Origin of the sequence: Plantibacter flavus, from assembly GCF_002024505.1 — a bacterium.
In the GTDB taxonomy this organism is placed as follows: domain Bacteria; phylum Actinomycetota; class Actinomycetes; order Actinomycetales; family Microbacteriaceae; genus Plantibacter; species Plantibacter flavus_A.
The window spans coordinates 2144568-2161093 of sequence record NZ_CP019402.1 but is presented as its reverse complement, the minus strand read 5'-3'; the positions used below and the strand labels follow the sequence as shown (position 1 = coordinate 2161093).

Below are 16526 nucleotides of genomic sequence, written 5' to 3'. Positions count from 1 at the left end.
TCAGGCGATCTCGCGGGCGATCGCCGCGAGGGCGTCGCCGAGCGCGGTGGCGTCGACGCCGCCACCCTGTGCGAGGTCGTCCTTCCCACCACCGTTGCCGCCGAGGACGCCGGCCGCGACCCGGACGAGGAGGCCTGCCTTGAGTCCGGCGTCGCGGGCACCCTGGTTCGTCGCGACGACGATCGCGGGCTTCCCACCGACGACCGCGCCCAGGGCGATGACCGCCGGGCTCGCGCCGAGCTGCTCGCGGAGCTGCGTGACGAGCGTCCTGACGTCGTTCGGTGACCCGAGCTCGCCCAGGTGCTCGGCGACGAGCGACACCGGGCCGACGCGGTGAGCGGTCTGCGCCAGTGCCGGGAGACGTTCGCTCAGCCCACGGGCTTCGAACGCGGCGATCTTCTTCTCAGCCGCCTTGAGGTTCGCGACGAGTTCGGCGATGCGGTCGGGCAGCTGTTCCTTCGGCGTCTTGAGGCTGCCGGAGAGCTGTGACACGAGCGCGCGCTCGGCGGCGAGGTCGCGGAAGGCCTCGAGTCCGACGAGCGACTCCACCCGACGGTTCGTCGAGCCGACAGACGATTCGCTGACGAGGTTGATCAACCCGATCTCGGCGCTGGAGGTGACGTGGGTGCCCGCACACAGCTCACGCGACCACGGCCCGCCGATGTCGACGACGCGGACGGTCTCGCCGTACTTCTCGCCGAACAGTGCCATGGCGCCGAGTGCCTTCGCGTCGTCGAGCGCCATCTCGCGGGTGGTCACCTGCAGGTTGTCGCGGATGGCGTTGTTGGAGATCTCCTCGATCTCCGACTTCGTCGCCGGCGACAGCGGCTGGTTCCAGGTGAAGTCGAGCCGCAGGTACCCGGCCTTGTTCGACGAACCGGACTGGTGGGCGCTGTCGCCCAGCACCTGCCGCAGGGCGGCGTGGATGATGTGCGTACCGGAGTGCGCCTGCTGGGCGCCGCGGCGGTAGCTCGCGTCGACGATGGTCGTCGCCGGTGCGTCAACGCCCACCTCGCCCTGGCTCACCTGCACCTTGTGCGCGATGAGACCCTTCACCGGCTTCTGGACGTCGAGCACCTCGAGCTCGTATCCGGGTCCGACGATGACGCCCTGGTCGGCCTCCTGCCCGCCGGACTCGGCGTACAGCGAGGTCTCCGCCAGGATCACCTCGGCGATGTCACCGGCGACCGCGCGCTGCACCGGGTGGCCGCCGACGATGATGCCGAGGATACGGCTCTCGGTCTCGAGCTCGGTGTAGCCGGTGAACACGGTCTCCCCCTTGGCGCGGATGTCGCTGTAGACCGAGAGGTCGGCGAGGACGCTCTTCTTCGCCTTCGCGTCGGCCTTCGCGCGCTGGCGCTGCGCGGTCATGAGCGAATCGAACGCGTCGCGGTCGACGGAGAGGCCGGCCTCCTCCGCGATCTCGAGGGTCAGGTCGATGGGGAACCCGTAGGTGTCGTGCAGGAGGAACGCGGAATCCCCGGCGAGGGCCGTCCGGCCCGTGCCCTTGGTCTGCTCGAGCGCGAGGTCGAGGATGGTCGTGCCGCTGGCCAGCGTCCGGAGGAAGGTCTCCTCCTCGGCGTAGGCGCTCTGCGAGATCCGGCCGAAGTCGGTCTCGACCTCGGGGTAGGCGGCCTTCATGGCGTCGCGGGACGCGGAGAACAGCTCGGGGAACGTCGCGGTGTCGACGCCGAGGAGACGCATCGCACGGACCGTCCGTCGCATGAGGCGGCGGAGGATGTACCCGCGTCCCTCGTTCGACGGCGTGATGCCGTCGCTCATGAGCATGAGCGAGGAACGCACGTGGTCGGCGATGACGCGCATCCGGACGTCGTCGTCGTGGTCGGCGCCGTAGCGACGTCCGCTCAACTCGGCGGCGCGATCGAGGACCGGGCGCACCTGGTCGATCTCGTACATGTTCTCGACGCCCTGCTTGAGGAAGGCCACCCGCTCGAGCCCCATGCCGGTGTCGATGTTCTTCTTCGGGAGTTCGCCGACGATGTCGAAGTCGACCTTGCCGCGGACGTTCTCGATCAGGTACTGCATGAACACGAGGTTCCAGATCTCGACGTACCGGTCGTCGTCGGTCGCCGGGCCGCCGTCGGCGCCGTACGCGGGACCGCGGTCGAAGAAGATCTCCGAGCACGGGCCGGCCGGTCCTGGCTGACCCGTCGACCAGTAGTTCGTGTCCTTGTCGAGCCGCTGGATGCGGTGCTCGGGGAGCCCTGCGACGCGCTTCCAGAGGTCGATCGCCTCGTCGTCGTCCTTGTACACGGTGACCCAGAGGTCCTTCTCGTCGAAGGCGAGGCCGCCGCTCGACTCACTGCCGGTCAGGAGCTCCCACGCGTAGGTGATCGCCCCCTCCTTGAAGTAGTCGCCGAAGGAGAAGTTGCCGTTCATCTGGAAGAAGGTGCCGTGCCGGGGCGTCTTGCCCACCTCTTCGATGTCGTTGGTGCGGATGCACTTCTGGACGCTCGTGGCGCGGTCGAACGGCGCGGGGACCACACCGGTGAGGTACGGCACGAACGGCACCATGCCGGCGACCGTGAAGAGGAGCGAGGGGTCGTCGCTGACGAGGGAGGCGGAGGGGACGACGGTGTGCCCCCGATCGCCGAAGAAGGTGAGCCAGCGGGAGCGGATGTCAGCGGTGTCCATGGTGTCCGTACGTCAGGGGTGTGCGTGTCGATGTTCGTGCGCTGCGGCGATGCCCGTCCGGGCGTGCCGCTACGGCTTGGTGAGGTCTTCTGCGGCGTCCTCGACGCGCGCGACGACGGACTCCGCCGTGTCGCGCAGTTGCGCCTCGCGCTCCTTGTAGGCGTCGCCGACGGTGTCGGTGAACTCTCTGACGCGTGAGTCCAGCTCGGAGAAGAACCGCTTGCCGGACTGTGTCTTGTTGATCTCGTGGGCGACGACGAAGCCGGCGCCGATGCCGACGATCAGCCAGAACACGTTCTTCATGGGGAACTCCTCATCTGCGGTGCGACCACCCGGGCGTCGCCGGGCGTACCAAGCATCCATCGTAGTCGAGCGCGGTGGACCGATGGCGTCGTACGACGACGAAGAGGCACCGGCCGGAGCCGATGCCTCTTCGTGTGGTGCCCGGAGCCGGGCCGCAGTCCTAGCGGGCTGCGTAGTACTCGACGACGAGCTGCACTTCACAGGTCACGGGGACCTCGGCGCGCTTCGGGCGACGCTCGAGACGTGCCTGGAGCTTGTCGAGCTCGACCGAGAGGTACGCGGGCACCTTCGGCAGGACGTCGACGTGACCGCCGGCAGCGGCGACCTGGAAGGGCTCGGTGCCCTCGGAGCGCGGCTTGACGTGGATGAGCTGACCCGGCTTCACGCGGAAGGACGGGCGGTCGACGAGCTGGCCGTCGACCATGATGTGGCGGTGCACGACCATCTGGCGGGCCTGAGCCGTGGTGCGGGCGAAGCCGGCACGGAGGACGAGCGCGTCGAGACGGGTCTCGAGGATCTCGACGAGGTTCTCACCCGTCAGGCCCTGGGTGCGACGTGCCTCCTGGAAGGCGATCTTGAGCTGAGCCTCGCGGATGCCGTACTGGGCGCGCAGACGCTGCTTCTCGCGCAGACGGACGGCGTAGTCGCTGTCGGCCTTGCGCTTGGTGCGGCCGTGCTCACCAGGAGCGTAGGGACGCTTCTCGAGGTACTTGGCGGCCTTCGGGGTGAGGGCGATGCCGAGTGCCCGCGAGAGGCGGGTCTTGCTGCGGGTACGTGACTTGGTAGACACGGTTTCCTTTCGATGAAGTCTCAAACGATGAATGACCGGCGCGAAGACGCGTCGGTGATCCGGAATCACACCGGACAAAGTCAGAGGGGTCCGCCGGGGCTGTTCGGCTACAGAACACGCCCGTCGAACACGGTGATCGAGCAGCCGCGCAGTCACACCGGTTCTAGGCGGATCAATAGTAGCACGATGTGCCCCGGTCGCCGGGCCGCCGTGACCAGACGATCACTCGCCCCGGACGATCTTCCGGAGTTTGTCCAACCGCGCCGAGATGTCGCGTTCGTGGCCGTGGTCGGTGGGCTGGTAGTACCGGACGTCGCGCAGCTCGTCGGGCAGGTACTGCTGGGCGACGACGCCGATCGGGTGGTCGTGCGGGTAGCGGTAGCCCTTGCCGTGTCCGAGGCGCTTGGCGCCCGCGTAGTGGGCGTCGCGCATCGGCTTCGGTACGCGTCCGAAAGCTCCGGCCCTGACGTCGGCGATGGCCTGGTCGATGGCGACGTAGGCCGCGTTCGACTTGGCGGCCGTGGCCAGGTACACCACGGCCTCGGCGAGCGGGATGCGACCCTCGGGCATGCCGATGAACTGGACGGCGTCGGCGGCCGCCACGGCGATGGGCAGCGCCTGCGGGTCGGCGATGCCGATGTCCTCGGCCGCGGAGATGATGATGCGGCGGGCGATGAAGCGCGGGTCCTCCCCCGCCTCGATCATCCGAGCGAGGTAGTGCAGCGCGGCGTCGACGTCGGATCCGCGGATGCTCTTGATGAACGCGCTGATGACGTCGTAGTGCTCGTCGCCGTTGCGGTCGTATCGGAGCAGGGCTCGGTCGACCGCCTGCGAGACGAGCTCGTCGGTGATGACGGGGCCGCGGGGCGCCCGCGTCGCGGTGTCGGAGTCGTCGTCCACCCCGTCTTCGTCGTCTTCGTCGTCATCATCGCCGACGTCGAGGAGACCTGCGTCGTCGAGATCGAGCTCGTCGGGGTCGACCGGAGCGCCGAGATCGGAGTCGGCGGCGATCGCGGCGGCCTCGAGCGCCGTCAGGGCACGTCGGGCATCGCCGGAGGACAACTGGATGATCGCGGCGCGGGCCTCCGGCGTCACGGTGAAGCGACCGGCCAGGCCACGCGGGTCGGTCACGGCGCGGTCGATGAGGATGCCGAGGTCGTCGTCGCTCAGCTGCTCGAGCGTGAGGAGCAGCGAACGCGACAGCAGCGGGGAGATGACGGAGAACGACGGGTTCTCGGTCGTCGCGGCGACCAGGATGACCCAGCCGTTCTCCACGCCGGGGAGCAGGGCGTCCTGCTGGGCCTTCGTGAACCGGTGGATCTCGTCGAGGAAGAGGACGGTCGAGCTGCCGTAGAGGTCGCGGCTCGACATCGCCTCCTCCATGACCTGCCGGACGTCCTTGACGCCCGCCGTCACGGCCGAGAGCTCCACGAACCGGCGACCGGAGCTGTGCGCGATGGCTTGCGCCAGCGTCGTCTTCCCGGTGCCCGGTGGGCCCCAGAGGATGACGGACACGGCCGCCTGCGTCCCCTCGTTGTCGCTCGCCAGGCGGACGAGCGGCGAGCCGGGACGGAGCAGGTGCTGCTGGCCGGCGACCTCCTCGAGGCTGCGGGGCCGCATGCGCACCGCGAGCGGGACCGGTGCGCCGGCGATGCCGGGTCCTCGACTGAACATTCCACCAGGCTAGCCGCAGCCTGCGACACGCGGACCCGCTGCAGAACTGGGTAGCCGCCGTCGTGTGCCGTTTGGTCCGCGCGGAGCGCTCCCCGTAAGGTTCTCCTGGGCAGTCCGCCGCGGGCGTGGTGCCAGATGACAGCGCGATGCCGCCGCTCGGCCGACGGCACCTGGAGGGAACGACGTGGCAACGAGCAAGGGTCCGGACAAAGAGGCACGCGCAGCACGCGCACGGCTGCGCGCCTACAACGCCCGGCGCACCGTGCACGAGCACCGCTCCAAGCGCCGCGTCCGCGACAACGTGATCGCCGCTGCGGCGCTCGTCGTCGTCCTCGCCGGTGCCACGGCTGCGCAGGTGTTCTTCTTCGCCGGCGGTCCGGGCACCCCGGTCGCGACGCCCACCGCCTCCGCCGACGCCGGGGCCTGCGGTGTCACCGGGGCCACCGACGGCGCGAACACCGGCGAAGTCCCCGCGAGCACGATCGCCGAGGACCGCGACTGGAGCGGTGAGATGACGATCAACGACGTCGTCATGAACCTCACCCTCGACGGAGCCTGCGCGCCGCAGGGCGTCTCCTCCTTCATCTCCCTCGCCCAGTCCGGCTTCTACGACGGCGTCACCTGCCACCGCCTCACGACGAGCGGCATCTACGTCCTCCAGTGCGGCGACCCCGACGGCACCGGCACCGGCGGCCCCGGGTACAGCTACGGCCCGGTCGAGAACGCACCGACGGACGACGTCTACCCGGCCGGCACCATCGCCATGGCGCGCCAGGGAGGGAACGGCTACAGCAACGGCTCGCAGTTCTTCCTCGTGTACCAGGACTCGACCATCCCGTCCGACGCCGCCGGCGGCTACACCGTGCTCGGCCAGATCACGAGCGGTCTCGACCAGCTCGTCTCGGGTGTCGTGTCCGGCGGTGTCGCAGACGGCAGCGGTGACGGTGCTCCAGCGGTCCCCGCCACCATCACCTCGGTGACGGTCCAGTAGCGCGTGCAGTAACCTGCACCAGACGGAACCGACCGGCGCAAGCGGTCGCCCCGAGCAGGACTCGGGGTAATAGGCTTGTGGATCGATCACGATCGCCACGAACGGCGGTCAACACACAGCAAGGGTGATGCGCGTGACCAGTCCAGAGATCGAACCGTGGGGTCGTGTCGACGACGACGGCACCGTCTACGTCCGTGAGGCCGACGGCGAACGAGCGGTCGGACAGTACCCCGACGGTTCCAAGGAGGAGGCGCTCGCGTACTTCGAGCGCAAGTTCACGGACCTCGCCGGACAGGTGACGCTCCTCGAGCAGCGCGCGAAGCGCGGTGCTCCGGCGACGGACGTCGCGAAGGCCGTGAAGTCGATCACCAAGCAGGTCGAGTCCGCCAACGCGGTCGGCAACCTGCAGGCGCTCCTGACCCGCCTCGCGGCGCTCGACGGCACCGTGAGCGAGCTGACCGAGGCGCAGAGCCAGGAGACCAAGGCAGCCCTCGAGGAAGCGGCGCGTGCGCGTCTCGCGATCGTCGAGGAGGCCGAGCAGCTCGCGCAGCAGGATCCGGCACGGGTGCAGTGGAAGCAGACCTCGGCGCGGCTCGACGAACTCTTCGCCGAGTGGCAGCGCCAGCAGCACGACGGACCTCGTCTCGCGAAGAACGACGCCAACGACCTCTGGAAGCGGTTCCGGACGGCACGCGCGACGATCGAGCAGCACCGTCGTGCGTTCTACACGGAGCTCGACTCTGTCCACAAGGAAGCACGCGCGATCAAGCAGAAGCTCGTCGAGCGCGCCGAGGCCCTCATCGCCAAGGGCGCCGAGGGCATCCCCGCCTACCGCAGCCTGCTCGACGAGTGGAAGGCCTCCCCGCGTGCCGGGAAGCGCCAGGATGACGCGCTCTGGGCGAAGTTCAAGGCCGCGGGCGACGCGATCTACGGTGCGAAGGCCGAGATCGACGCGCGCGACAACGAGGAGTTCCAGGGCAACCTGGATCTGAAGCTCGCGGTGTTGGCGGATGCCGAGCCGATCCTGGCCGACACGAACCGGGACTCGGCGCGCAAGGCGCTCACCGACATCCAGCGTCGGTGGGACGAGATCGGCAAGGTCCCGCGCGAGCAGGTCCGCGTCGTCGAAGACCGTCTCCGCAAGATCGAGGCCCACGTCAAGCAGCTCGAGGACGAGCACTGGAAGCGCAACAACCCCGAGACGAAGGCGCGCACCGAGAGGCTCGCGAGCCAGCTCGCCGACGCCATCGCCAAGCTCGAGGACGAGGTCGAGGCGGCGCGAGCCTCCGGTGACGCCGACCGGCTCACCGCGGCCATCGAGGCGCTGGATGCACGCAAGGCGTGGCTCGGGGCGATCCGCTAGGCGGATCCGCTCCACCAACCGCATGACGGTCGCGGTTCTCCACAGATCCGTCGACGATCCTCCTGCTGCCGGACGGCTGCAGGAGGATCGTCGTATGTCCACGGCACTCCAGACCTCCTCCCCCATCGAGCCAGGCTGCGCGACGGATCCATCGGCCTCCACGAGCCGCCTCCCCGCCTACCTCCAGCCACCCGAGCTCTCCGTCGCCGAGCTCGCCGCCGCGCGGCTCGACGGCGAGCTCTTCGCCTTCGAAGACGGCTACTGCAGTGTCGACGAACCCGACACCGTCCGGCTGCGCGCGGCGGTCCTCGAACAGCTGCCCGGGCTGGCCGGCGCGGTCATCGCTGAGACGAGTGCCGCCTGGCTGCACGGCGCGGCGCTCATCGCACCGAGGGTCCACACGGGCTTCGTGTCGATGGAACGGCGAAGCGCGCGTTCGCCCCGGTTGCGTCTGCGTCAGGTGTCACTCCGCGCCGACGACAGCGAGCGGTGCGGCGCACTGCGGGTCACGACCCCCACGCGCACGGTCGCGGATCTGGCACGGCGCACCGGGGCGGACGCGGAGGAGGCCATGACGACGATCCGCAACTACTTCCTGCTCGGGCTCACCACCCCTGAGGAGGTCGTCGCATGGGTCCGCTCCGTCCCACGGGTCCTCGGCGGCACACGGATCGTCCGTGTCGTGTCGAGTGCCACCGAGGTGATGCTCCCCGGCCTCGAGCCGACTCGGAGCGAACTGGCGTCTTGGTCGCTCCCGCTCAGCCGCCGTTGACCCGGTAGACGTCGTAGACGGTGTCGATCCGCCGGACCGCGTTCAGCACTCGGTCGAGGTGGGTGGTGTCGCCCATCTCGAACACGAAGCGGCTGATGGCCAGGCGGTCGCTCGAGGTGTTCACCGTCGCCGACAGGATGTTGACGTGATACTCGGACAGCACCCGCGTCACATCCGACAACAGTCCAGCTCGATCGAGTGCCTCGACCTGGATCTGGACGAGGAACACGCTCTTCGACGACGGCGCCCACTCCACATCGATCATGCGCTCGGGCTCCTGCAGGAGGCCTTGGACGTTGTGGCAGTCCGAACGGTGGACGGAGACGCCGGAGCCCCGCGTGACGAACCCGACGATCTCATCACCAGGCACCGGGGTGCAGCACTTCGCGAGCTTGACCAGGATGTCGGGAGCGCCGAGCACGAGGACCCCGGAGTCGCTGTTCTGCAGCCGCTCACGGCGGCTCCCGCGCACCGGGACGGTGTACTCGGCGTGCTCGCTGTCGGCGTCCTTCTGCAGGAGCGCGACCACCTTCTCGAGCACGGACTGCGTCGAGACGTGGCCCTCGCCGACGGCCGCATAGAGTGCCGTGACGTCCTCGTAGCGCAGCTGCGCCGCGACCTCGGCGAACGAGTCCTGGTTCATGAGCTTCTGGAGCGGCAGGTTCTGCTTGCGCATCGCCCGTGCGATCGCGTCGCGCCCCTGCTCGATCGCCTCGTCGCGACGCTCCTTCGTGAACCACTGGCGGATCTTGTTCCGCGCCCGAGGGCTCTTGACGAAGTTCAACCAGTCCTGGCTCGGACCGGAGTCGGGGTTCTTCGAGGTGAAGACCTCCACCACGTCGCCGGTGTTGAGTGAACTCTCCAGCGGCACGAGCCGCCCGTTGACCCGGGCGCCCATCGTCCGGTGGCCGACCTCCGTGTGGACGGCGTAGGCGAAGTCGACCGGCGTCGCGCCGGCGGGCAGGCCGACGACACGCCCCTTCGGGGTGAAGACGTAGACCTCCTTCGCACCGATCTCGAACCGCAACGAGTCGAGGAACTCCCCCGGGTCCGCCGTCTCCGCCTGCCAGTCGGAGATGTGGGCGAGCCAGGCCATCGAGCTGTCGGGCTCAGCGGAGGACGCGGCCTTCCCGCTGTTCATCCGCTCCTTGTACTTCCAGTGCGCGGCGACGCCGAACTCGGCCCGCTGGTGCATCTCGTTCGTGCGGATCTGGATCTCGACGGGCTTCCCGCCCGGTCCGACGACGGTGGTGTGCAGCGACTGGTACAGGTTGAACTTCGGCGTGGCGATGTAGTCCTTGAAACGCCCTGGGACGGGCGTCCACCGTGCGTGGATCGACCCGAGGACCGCGTAGCAGTCGCGCAGCGAGTTCACGAGGACACGGATGCCGACGAGGTCGTAGATGTCGTCGAACTCGCGGCCGCGGACGACCATCTTCTGGTAGATCGAGTAGTACTGCTTCGGGCGACCGGCGACCTTGCCGCGGATCTTCTGCGCCTTGAGGTCCTCGTTCACCGCGTCGATGACGTGCTGCACGTACTCCTCGCGCTGCGGTGTGCGCTGCTTGACGAGCGACTCGATCTCGGCGTAGAGCTTCGGGTACAACACAGCGAAGGACAGGTCTTCGAGCTCCCACTTGATCGCCTGGATCCCGAGGCGGTGCGCGAGCGGTGCGTAGATCTCGAGGGTCTCCGTGGCCTTCTTCGCCGCCTTCTCGGCCGGGACGAATCCCCAGGTCCGGGCGTTGTGCAGCCGATCGGCGAGCTTGATGATGAGGACGCGGATGTCCTTCGACATCGCGACGATCATCTTCCGGACCGTCTCGGCCTGTGCGCTGTCGCCGTACTTGACCTTGTCGAGCTTCGTGACGCCGTCGACGAGCATGGCGACCTCGTCACCGAAGTCGGCGTGGAGTTGGTCGAGCGAGTAGTCGGTGTCCTCGACGGTGTCGTGGAGGAGGGCGGCGACGATCGTCTTCGGTCCGATGCCGAGGTCGGCGAGGATCTGGGACACGGCGACCGGGTGCGTGATGTACGGCTCGCCGCTCTGGCGTTTCTGGCCGGAGTGGGCCCGCTCGGCGACCGTGTACGCACGCTCGATGAGCGCCAGGTCGGCCTTCGGATGGTGCTGCCGCACCGTCCGCATCAGGGTGTCGACGGCGCCGGCCGGCTGCGCCTTCGAGAAGATCCGTGGGACGAGACGGCGCAGGGAGGCCGTCGAGGATGTCGTGGTGTCCGCCATCTCAGGCCTCCCTGCGCTCGTGCACGCGGTTGTCGGTCGCTGTCAGGGTCAACGCGCCAGCGGCGCGTCTGCTTCCGTGCGTTCGCCCTCGGCGTCATCCGAGGTCTGAGCGCGATCGCGCGCCTGCAGCACGCGCTTGTCGTGCTTGGCGATGCGGGGCTCGTTGTGCCGGAAGTTCGCGTAGAGCGGTGCGGCGACGAAGATCGTCGAGTACGTGCCGACGAGGATACCGACGAGCAGGGCGAGCGAGATGTCGCGCAGCGTGTCGGCACCGAGGACGAAGGCACCGAAGAACAGGATCGCCGCGACCGGGAGCGCCGCCACGACGCCGGTGTTGATCGAGCGCACCAGGGTCTGGTTGACCGCGAGGTTGACCGACTCCCCGAACGTCCGGGCCGCGCCGTCGGCGTCGAGCGTCGTGTTCTCGCGGATCTTGTCGAACACCACGACGGTGTCGTACAGCGAGAAGCCGAGGATGGTGAGGAAGCCGATCATGGCGGCCGGCGTGATCTCCCAGCCCGTCGCGGCGTAGACACCGGCCGTGATGATGAGGTCGTGCATGAGGGAGAGCAGCGCGGCCGCGGACATCTTCCAGGTGCGGAAGTACAGGGCCATGAGGATCGCCGCGAGCACGAGGAACACGATGAGGCCGACGATCGCCTGCTTGGAGACGTCCTGACCCCATGACGGGCCGATGAACGAACTCGTGATGTCGGACTGTTCGACGCCGTAGGCCTCGGCCAAGGCTGCCGACACCTGCTGGGTGACCTTGTCGTTCTTCAGCTGGTCGGTCTGCACGCGGACCGAGTTGCCGCCCACGACGGTCACGTGGGTGGTCGCGCCGCTGACGACGGACGCGACGGCGTCTTCGGCCAACGTCTGATCGGTGCTCTTGACGTCGGCGATCTGGAACTGGGAACCACCGCGGAACTCGATGCCGAAGTTGAATCCGCCCTTGACGACCGGGATCAACACCGAGAGGACGACCGCGACGATGGCGATCGTGTACCAGATCTTGCGCTTGCCGACGAAGTCGTAGGAGCGCTTCCCGGTGTAGAGCTCGTTTCCGAACCGTGCGAACGCACCCATCAGGAGTCCTTCCCATCGGTCGGCAGATCGTCTGCTCTGGTGTCGGAGCCGCCTCCGACGAGGGCCGCCTGCTTGCGCTCGGCGATCGTCTGGCGCTTGGCCGCCTCGCGGCTGCTGGATGCGGCCTTGGCGCCGGGCACCGAGACGGGCTTCCGGAACTCCGCGCGACCACGGTAGATGGCGCCGAGCGCCGACGGGTCGAGACCGGTGAACGGCTTGCCGCTGTTGAAGAGCTTCGTCTGGCCGAGGAGCTGCATCATCGGGTGCGTGAACAGGAGCACGACGATGACGTCGATGATCGTGGTCACGCCGAGGGTGAGGGCGAAGCCGCGGACGTTGCCGATCGCGAGGACGTACAGCACCACGGCGGACAGGAGGTTGACACCCTTCGCCGCGTAGATGGTGCGCTTGGCGCGCTTCCAGCCGGCTTCGACGGCGGACTCCAGACCCCGGCCGTCGCGGAGTTCGTCCTTGATGCGTTCGAAGTACACGATGAACGAGTCCGCGGTGAAACCGATGGCGACGATGAGGCCCGCTATGCCGGCGAGAGAGAGCCGGAAGCCCTGACGCCAGGACATGAGCAGGATCACCACATAGGTGAGCACCGCGGCCGCGACGAGCGAGGCGATGGTCACGGTGCCGAGGAGCCGGTACTGGAACAGCGTGTAGATGACGACCAGGATGAGCCCGATGAGACCGGCGATGAGGCCGCTCTCCAGCTGCGTCGAGCCGAGGGTCGCCGAGATGGTGTCCTGGCTCTGCACGACGAAGCTGATCGGCAGTGCGCCGAATTTGAGCTGATCGGCGAGGGTCTTGGCGGACTCCTCGGTGAAGGAGCCGCTGATCTCCGGCTTGCCGTCGGAGATGACGGCGAGCGACTGGGGTGCGGAGATGACGTTGCCGTCGAGCACGATCGCGAACTGGTTCTGCGGGCTCTGCAGCGAGGTCAGACGACCGGTGACGTCGGCGAAGAGCGCAGTGCCCTTCTCGTTGAAGACCGGGTACACCGCCCACTCGCCCGTGCTCGCACCCGACGACGTCGTCTTGATGCCGGCGCTCGCGTCGGACAGGTCTTCTCCGGACACCTCGACCGGGCCGAGCACGTACTTGAAGGTGCCGTCGACGTCGCACGTGATGAGTGGGTCGGCAGCGGGCGCTGCGGTGGCGTCGAGCGAATCCGCGTTCGCGGCGCAGTCGTAGGCCTGGAAGGCGGCGTACAGCGCGGGCGTCACCTGCGACAGGTCGCTCGCGTTGGTCGGCGACGCGGTCGGCGTGCTCTCGAGGCCCGGATCCGGCGTCGGATACGGGGTCGAGGCGCCGTCTTCACCGATGAAGGTGTTGGACGGCTGACCGGGAGTCAGCTGCTGCGAGGTGAGGACCGGACGGAACTCGAGCTTCGCGGAGCTCTCGATGCGGTTCAGCGTCGCTTCGTCGGGGGTTCCCGGGATCGAGACGACGACGTTCTGACCCTGCGTCGTGATCTCCGCCTCCGAGACGCCGGACGCGTCGACGCGCTGGCGGATGATCGCCACGGCCTGGTTCAGCTGCTCGTTGGAGACCGTCTGGCCGGACTCCAGCTTCGGCGCGAGGATGATCTGGGTGCCACCCTCGAGGTCGAGGGCCAGCTTGGGCGCCCATGAGCTGTTCCCCCAGAGGACCCCGGCCGCGTTGATCGCGAACAAACCGATGAGGATTACGCCAAGCCAGGTGAGCGAACGCCACGCTTTCTTGACCGGAGTCGACTTTGCCAAACTCGGAACTCAGCTTTCTCTGCCGGCGGTGGCACGACGGCCACCGCCCGGGAAGGGGTTGGGACTAGTCGTCGCTCTTCTGCGGCTTCGAGGTGTCCTCGACGCGCTGGCCGAATTCGGGCTTGGAGAGGTCGAGCGATGAGGCGTCGTCGGGGATGGACTCGACGACCGGAGCCTCTTCCGCGGTCTCGGCGACCGTCGGGGCGACGACCGCACCCGCGTAGCGGGGGTCGATGGTGACGATGACGCCGGGGGCGATCTCGACATCGGCCTTGCGGGAGTCGCGGTCCATCGAGATGAGGGTGCCGTAGACACCGAAGCCGGTGAGCACCTCGGCGCCGGGGACGAGCTTCTGCTCCGTCTCCGCGGCCTGCTTCTTCCGCTTGTTGTTGCTCACCATCATGAACACGATCATGACGCCGGCGAGGCCGAACAGGACGAGGGTCATTGCATCCACGATGGGAACCTTCCAGAGGAGATTGAGGGCGGGAGACGTTGGGAACGCACCGCCAAAGGGAAATTATAGGCCATCGAGGGTCGAGCCATGCTGAGAAGGTGTTCTGCCGAAGTGCCGCCAGGCGGCCGGGGTCGCCACGCGGCCTCGTGGCGTGCGCGTGATGAGGCCGATCCGGACGAGGAACGGCTCGACGACGGACTCGATCGTCTCCGCTTCCTCGCCGACCGAGACCGCGAGCGTGCTGAGCCCGACCGGACCTCCGGCGAAGCGGTCGAGCATGCCTTCCATGACCGATCGGTCGAGTCGGTCGAGACCGAGGGCGTCGACGTCGTAGAGCTCGAGCGCGGCCTGGACGGTCTCGAGGTCCGCGCGGCCACCGTGCACGAGTGCGTAGTCCCTGACGCGGCGGAGCAGGCGGTTGGCGATGCGCGGCGTACCCCGACAGCGCCCGGCGATCTCGGCGACGGCCCGAGCGTCGATGTCGAGCCCGAGCATGTCGGCGGTACGGTGCAGCACCTGTTGCAGTTCCGGCTCGTCGTAGAACTCGAGGTGCGCGGTGAACCCGAAGCGGTCGCGGAGCGGGTTCGGCAGCAGACCGGAGCGGGTGGTCGCCCCGACCAGGGTGAACGGTGCCAGCTCGAGTGGGATGCTCGTCGCGCCGGCACCCTTGCCCACCATGATGTCGATGCGGAAGTCCTCCATGGCGAGGTACAACATCTCCTCGGCAGGGCGGGCCATGCGGTGGATCTCGTCGATGAAGAGCACCTCGCCCGGGGTCAGCGACGACAGGACCGCGGCGAGGTCGCCGGCGTGCTGGATGGCCGGACCGCTCGTGAGCCGGAGCGGTTTCCCGGTCTCGTGCGCGACGATCATCGCGAGGGTCGTCTTGCCGAGTCCAGGAGGGCCGGCCAGCAGGATGTGGTCCGGGGTGCGGTTCTGCATCCCGGCGGCCGTGATCAGGAGTTGCAACTGACCGCGTGCCTTGGACTGACCGACGAACTCGGAGAGCGACCGCGGACGGAGGGCCCCTTCGAACGCCAGTTCCGCGTCGGACTCGGCGGCTGGATTGGTGAGGTCTTCTGGAGCGTCCGTCACGAGGTACGGCCTCCGGCGTGCGCCGGGCCGAGTCTGCCGAGGGCCAGGCGGATGAGCGACGGCACGGTCGAGAGGTCGGCCGCACTCGCGGAGGCGGAGGCCTCGACGACCGCCTGCGTCGCCGTCTTCTCCGGCCAACCGAGCCCGATGAGCGCCGTGACGACCTGGTCGGCGATCGCGGCGGCGTTCACGGTGGTCGCCGGAGCTTCAGGCGTCGTCCTGGTGACGCGGAGCTTGCCGGCGAGCGAGACGGTGATGAGCTTCGCCGTCTTCGGCCCGATCCCGGAGACCTTGCGGAACGGGGCGTCGTCGTCAGCGGAGATGGCGGCGGCGATCTGCTCCGGCGTCAGCGCCTCCAGGACGCCGAGTGCCGATTTCGGGCCGACCCCGGTGACGCTCACCAGGAGCTCGAACACGGACAGCTCCTCGGCGGATCGGAACCCGAACAGGGAGAGCGAGTCCTCCCGCACGATCAGTGTCGTCGAGAGGAGCGCTTCCGTGCCGACCCGGAGGGAGAGGGCATGGGCCGGCGTGACCTGGACGGCGAATCCGACGCCGCCCACCTCGATCACGACGAGGTTGCCGACCGCGCTCAGGACGGTGCCGCGGAGGGAGGAGATCATGCTTCCAGCCTAGGGCTCCGCGCTGCCCGGGCCCGGCCGGCCGCCTCGCGCGGAGCGCCGCCGCGTTCCGCCGCCGCCCACGCACGCTGGGCCGGAGTGAGTGCTCCATTCCCCTGCGGCGGAGCGCCGACGGTTGTCGCTGCCGTCGACACGACGGGTCGCCAGGCGTGGCAGATCGCGAGTGCGAGCGCATCGGCGGCGTCAGCCGGCTTCGGGAGTTCGTCGAGACCGAGGATCCGGGCGACCATGGTCTGCACCTGGAGCTTGTCCGCCCGGCCGTATCCGGTCACCGCGGCCTTGACCTCACTCGGGGTGTGCAGGCCGACGGGGATCCCGTTCGCGGCCGCAGCGTGCAGTGCGAGCCCACTCGCCTGGGCGGTGCCCATGACCGTCCGGACGTTGTGTTGCGCGAACACCCGCTCGACGGCCATCGCGGTCGGCGAAGTGCGCTCGATCGCCGCGGCGATACCCTGCGCGATCATGAGGAGTCGCTGCTCGAGTGGGGCGTGCGCGTCCGTCCGGATGACGCCGTACTCGACCATCGTGGCCTGCCGTCCCGGCAGGACGTCGACGACCCCCACCCCGCATCGGGTCAGGCCGGGGTCGATGCCGAGGACACGCAGAGTCATGTTCCGACCCTAAGCGCGGGCGATGCGCCGGACGCTCCGCGAGGGCGGAGTGTCGTACATCCGTTCGAACGGGCTTCGCGCGGCACGGGTGC

General features: G+C 68.6%; 14 protein-coding genes. 3 read left to right on the top strand and 11 right to left on the bottom strand.

Features of this window, described 5'->3' with window-relative positions:
- From alaS to BWO91_RS10110, 4 genes are all read right to left on the bottom strand, one after another.
- Positions 1-2655, bottom strand: a complete 2655-nt coding sequence (alaS, locus tag BWO91_RS10125; protein WP_079002499.1) for an alanine--tRNA ligase — start codon at positions 2653-2655, stop codon at positions 1-3.
- Between the two features lie 69 nt (positions 2656-2724).
- Positions 2725-2958: a hypothetical protein gene (locus BWO91_RS10120; RefSeq protein ID WP_079002498.1), complete on the bottom strand. Its 234-nt coding sequence runs from the start codon at positions 2956-2958 to the stop codon at positions 2725-2727.
- A gap of 160 nt (positions 2959-3118) precedes the next feature.
- The gene (rpsD, locus tag BWO91_RS10115; RefSeq protein WP_064293825.1) at positions 3119-3748 is read right to left on the bottom strand and encodes a 30S ribosomal protein S4; all 630 of its coding nucleotides are present in this window, start codon (positions 3746-3748) and stop codon (positions 3119-3121) included.
- Positions 3749-3970: 222 nt separating this feature from the next.
- Positions 3971-5422: a replication-associated recombination protein A gene (locus tag BWO91_RS10110; RefSeq protein WP_079002497.1), complete on the bottom strand. Its 1452-nt coding sequence runs from the start codon at positions 5420-5422 to the stop codon at positions 3971-3973.
- A 184-nt stretch (positions 5423-5606) separates the two neighbouring features.
- Here BWO91_RS10110 and BWO91_RS10105 point away from each other — a divergent pair, with 184 nt between their 5' ends.
- The 3 genes from BWO91_RS10105 (at position 5607) to BWO91_RS10095 (ending at position 8548) form a co-directional block, all read left to right on the top strand.
- Positions 5607-6413 carry a peptidylprolyl isomerase gene (locus BWO91_RS10105; protein WP_079002496.1) on the top strand — a complete coding sequence of 269 codons (807 nt, stop codon included), beginning with the start codon at positions 5607-5609 and terminating at the stop codon, positions 6411-6413.
- A gap of 133 nt (positions 6414-6546) precedes the next feature.
- A complete protein-coding gene (locus BWO91_RS10100) occupies positions 6547-7776 on the top strand; it encodes a DUF349 domain-containing protein (RefSeq protein ID WP_430929492.1) in 1230 nt (409 codons plus the stop codon).
- Between the two features lie 94 nt (positions 7777-7870).
- The gene (locus BWO91_RS10095; protein WP_079002494.1) at positions 7871-8548 is read left to right on the top strand and encodes a hypothetical protein; all 678 of its coding nucleotides are present in this window, start codon (positions 7871-7873) and stop codon (positions 8546-8548) included.
- Here the strand turns inward: BWO91_RS10095 and BWO91_RS10090 are convergent.
- The 7 genes from BWO91_RS10090 to ruvC form a co-directional block, all read right to left on the bottom strand.
- Positions 8535-10790 carry a RelA/SpoT family protein gene (locus BWO91_RS10090; protein ID WP_064293821.1) on the bottom strand — a complete coding sequence of 752 codons (2256 nt, stop codon included), beginning with the start codon at positions 10788-10790 and terminating at the stop codon, positions 8535-8537. The genes BWO91_RS10095 and BWO91_RS10090 overlap by 14 nt on opposite strands.
- A 48-nt stretch (positions 10791-10838) precedes the next feature.
- On the bottom strand, positions 10839-11879 hold the full coding sequence (gene secF / locus BWO91_RS10085) for a protein translocase subunit SecF (protein WP_064293820.1): 1041 nt from the start codon (positions 11877-11879) through the stop codon (positions 10839-10841).
- Positions 11879-13630 carry a protein translocase subunit SecD gene (secD, locus tag BWO91_RS10080; RefSeq protein WP_064293819.1) on the bottom strand — a complete coding sequence of 584 codons (1752 nt, stop codon included), beginning with the start codon at positions 13628-13630 and terminating at the stop codon, positions 11879-11881. Before secD ends, secF begins: the two co-directional genes overlap by 1 nt.
- 64 nt (positions 13631-13694) lie before the next feature.
- The gene (locus BWO91_RS10075) at positions 13695-14078 is read right to left on the bottom strand and encodes a preprotein translocase subunit YajC (RefSeq protein ID WP_064293818.1); all 384 of its coding nucleotides are present in this window, start codon (positions 14076-14078) and stop codon (positions 13695-13697) included.
- A gap of 72 nt (positions 14079-14150) precedes the next feature.
- On the bottom strand, positions 14151-15182 hold the full coding sequence (gene ruvB / locus BWO91_RS10070) for a Holliday junction branch migration DNA helicase RuvB (protein WP_079002493.1): 1032 nt from the start codon (positions 15180-15182) through the stop codon (positions 14151-14153).
- Positions 15179-15805 (bottom strand): Holliday junction branch migration protein RuvA, encoded by a 627-nt coding sequence (gene ruvA, locus BWO91_RS10065; protein WP_079002492.1) that lies wholly within the window; start codon positions 15803-15805, stop codon positions 15179-15181. The genes ruvB and ruvA overlap by 4 nt, the downstream gene beginning before the upstream one ends.
- Complete coding sequence (gene ruvC / locus BWO91_RS10060; protein ID WP_079002491.1) at positions 15802-16434, bottom strand: crossover junction endodeoxyribonuclease RuvC; 633 nt, start codon at positions 16432-16434, stop codon at positions 15802-15804. Before ruvC ends, ruvA begins: the two co-directional genes overlap by 4 nt.
- Between the last annotated feature and the right edge of the window lie 92 nt (positions 16435-16526).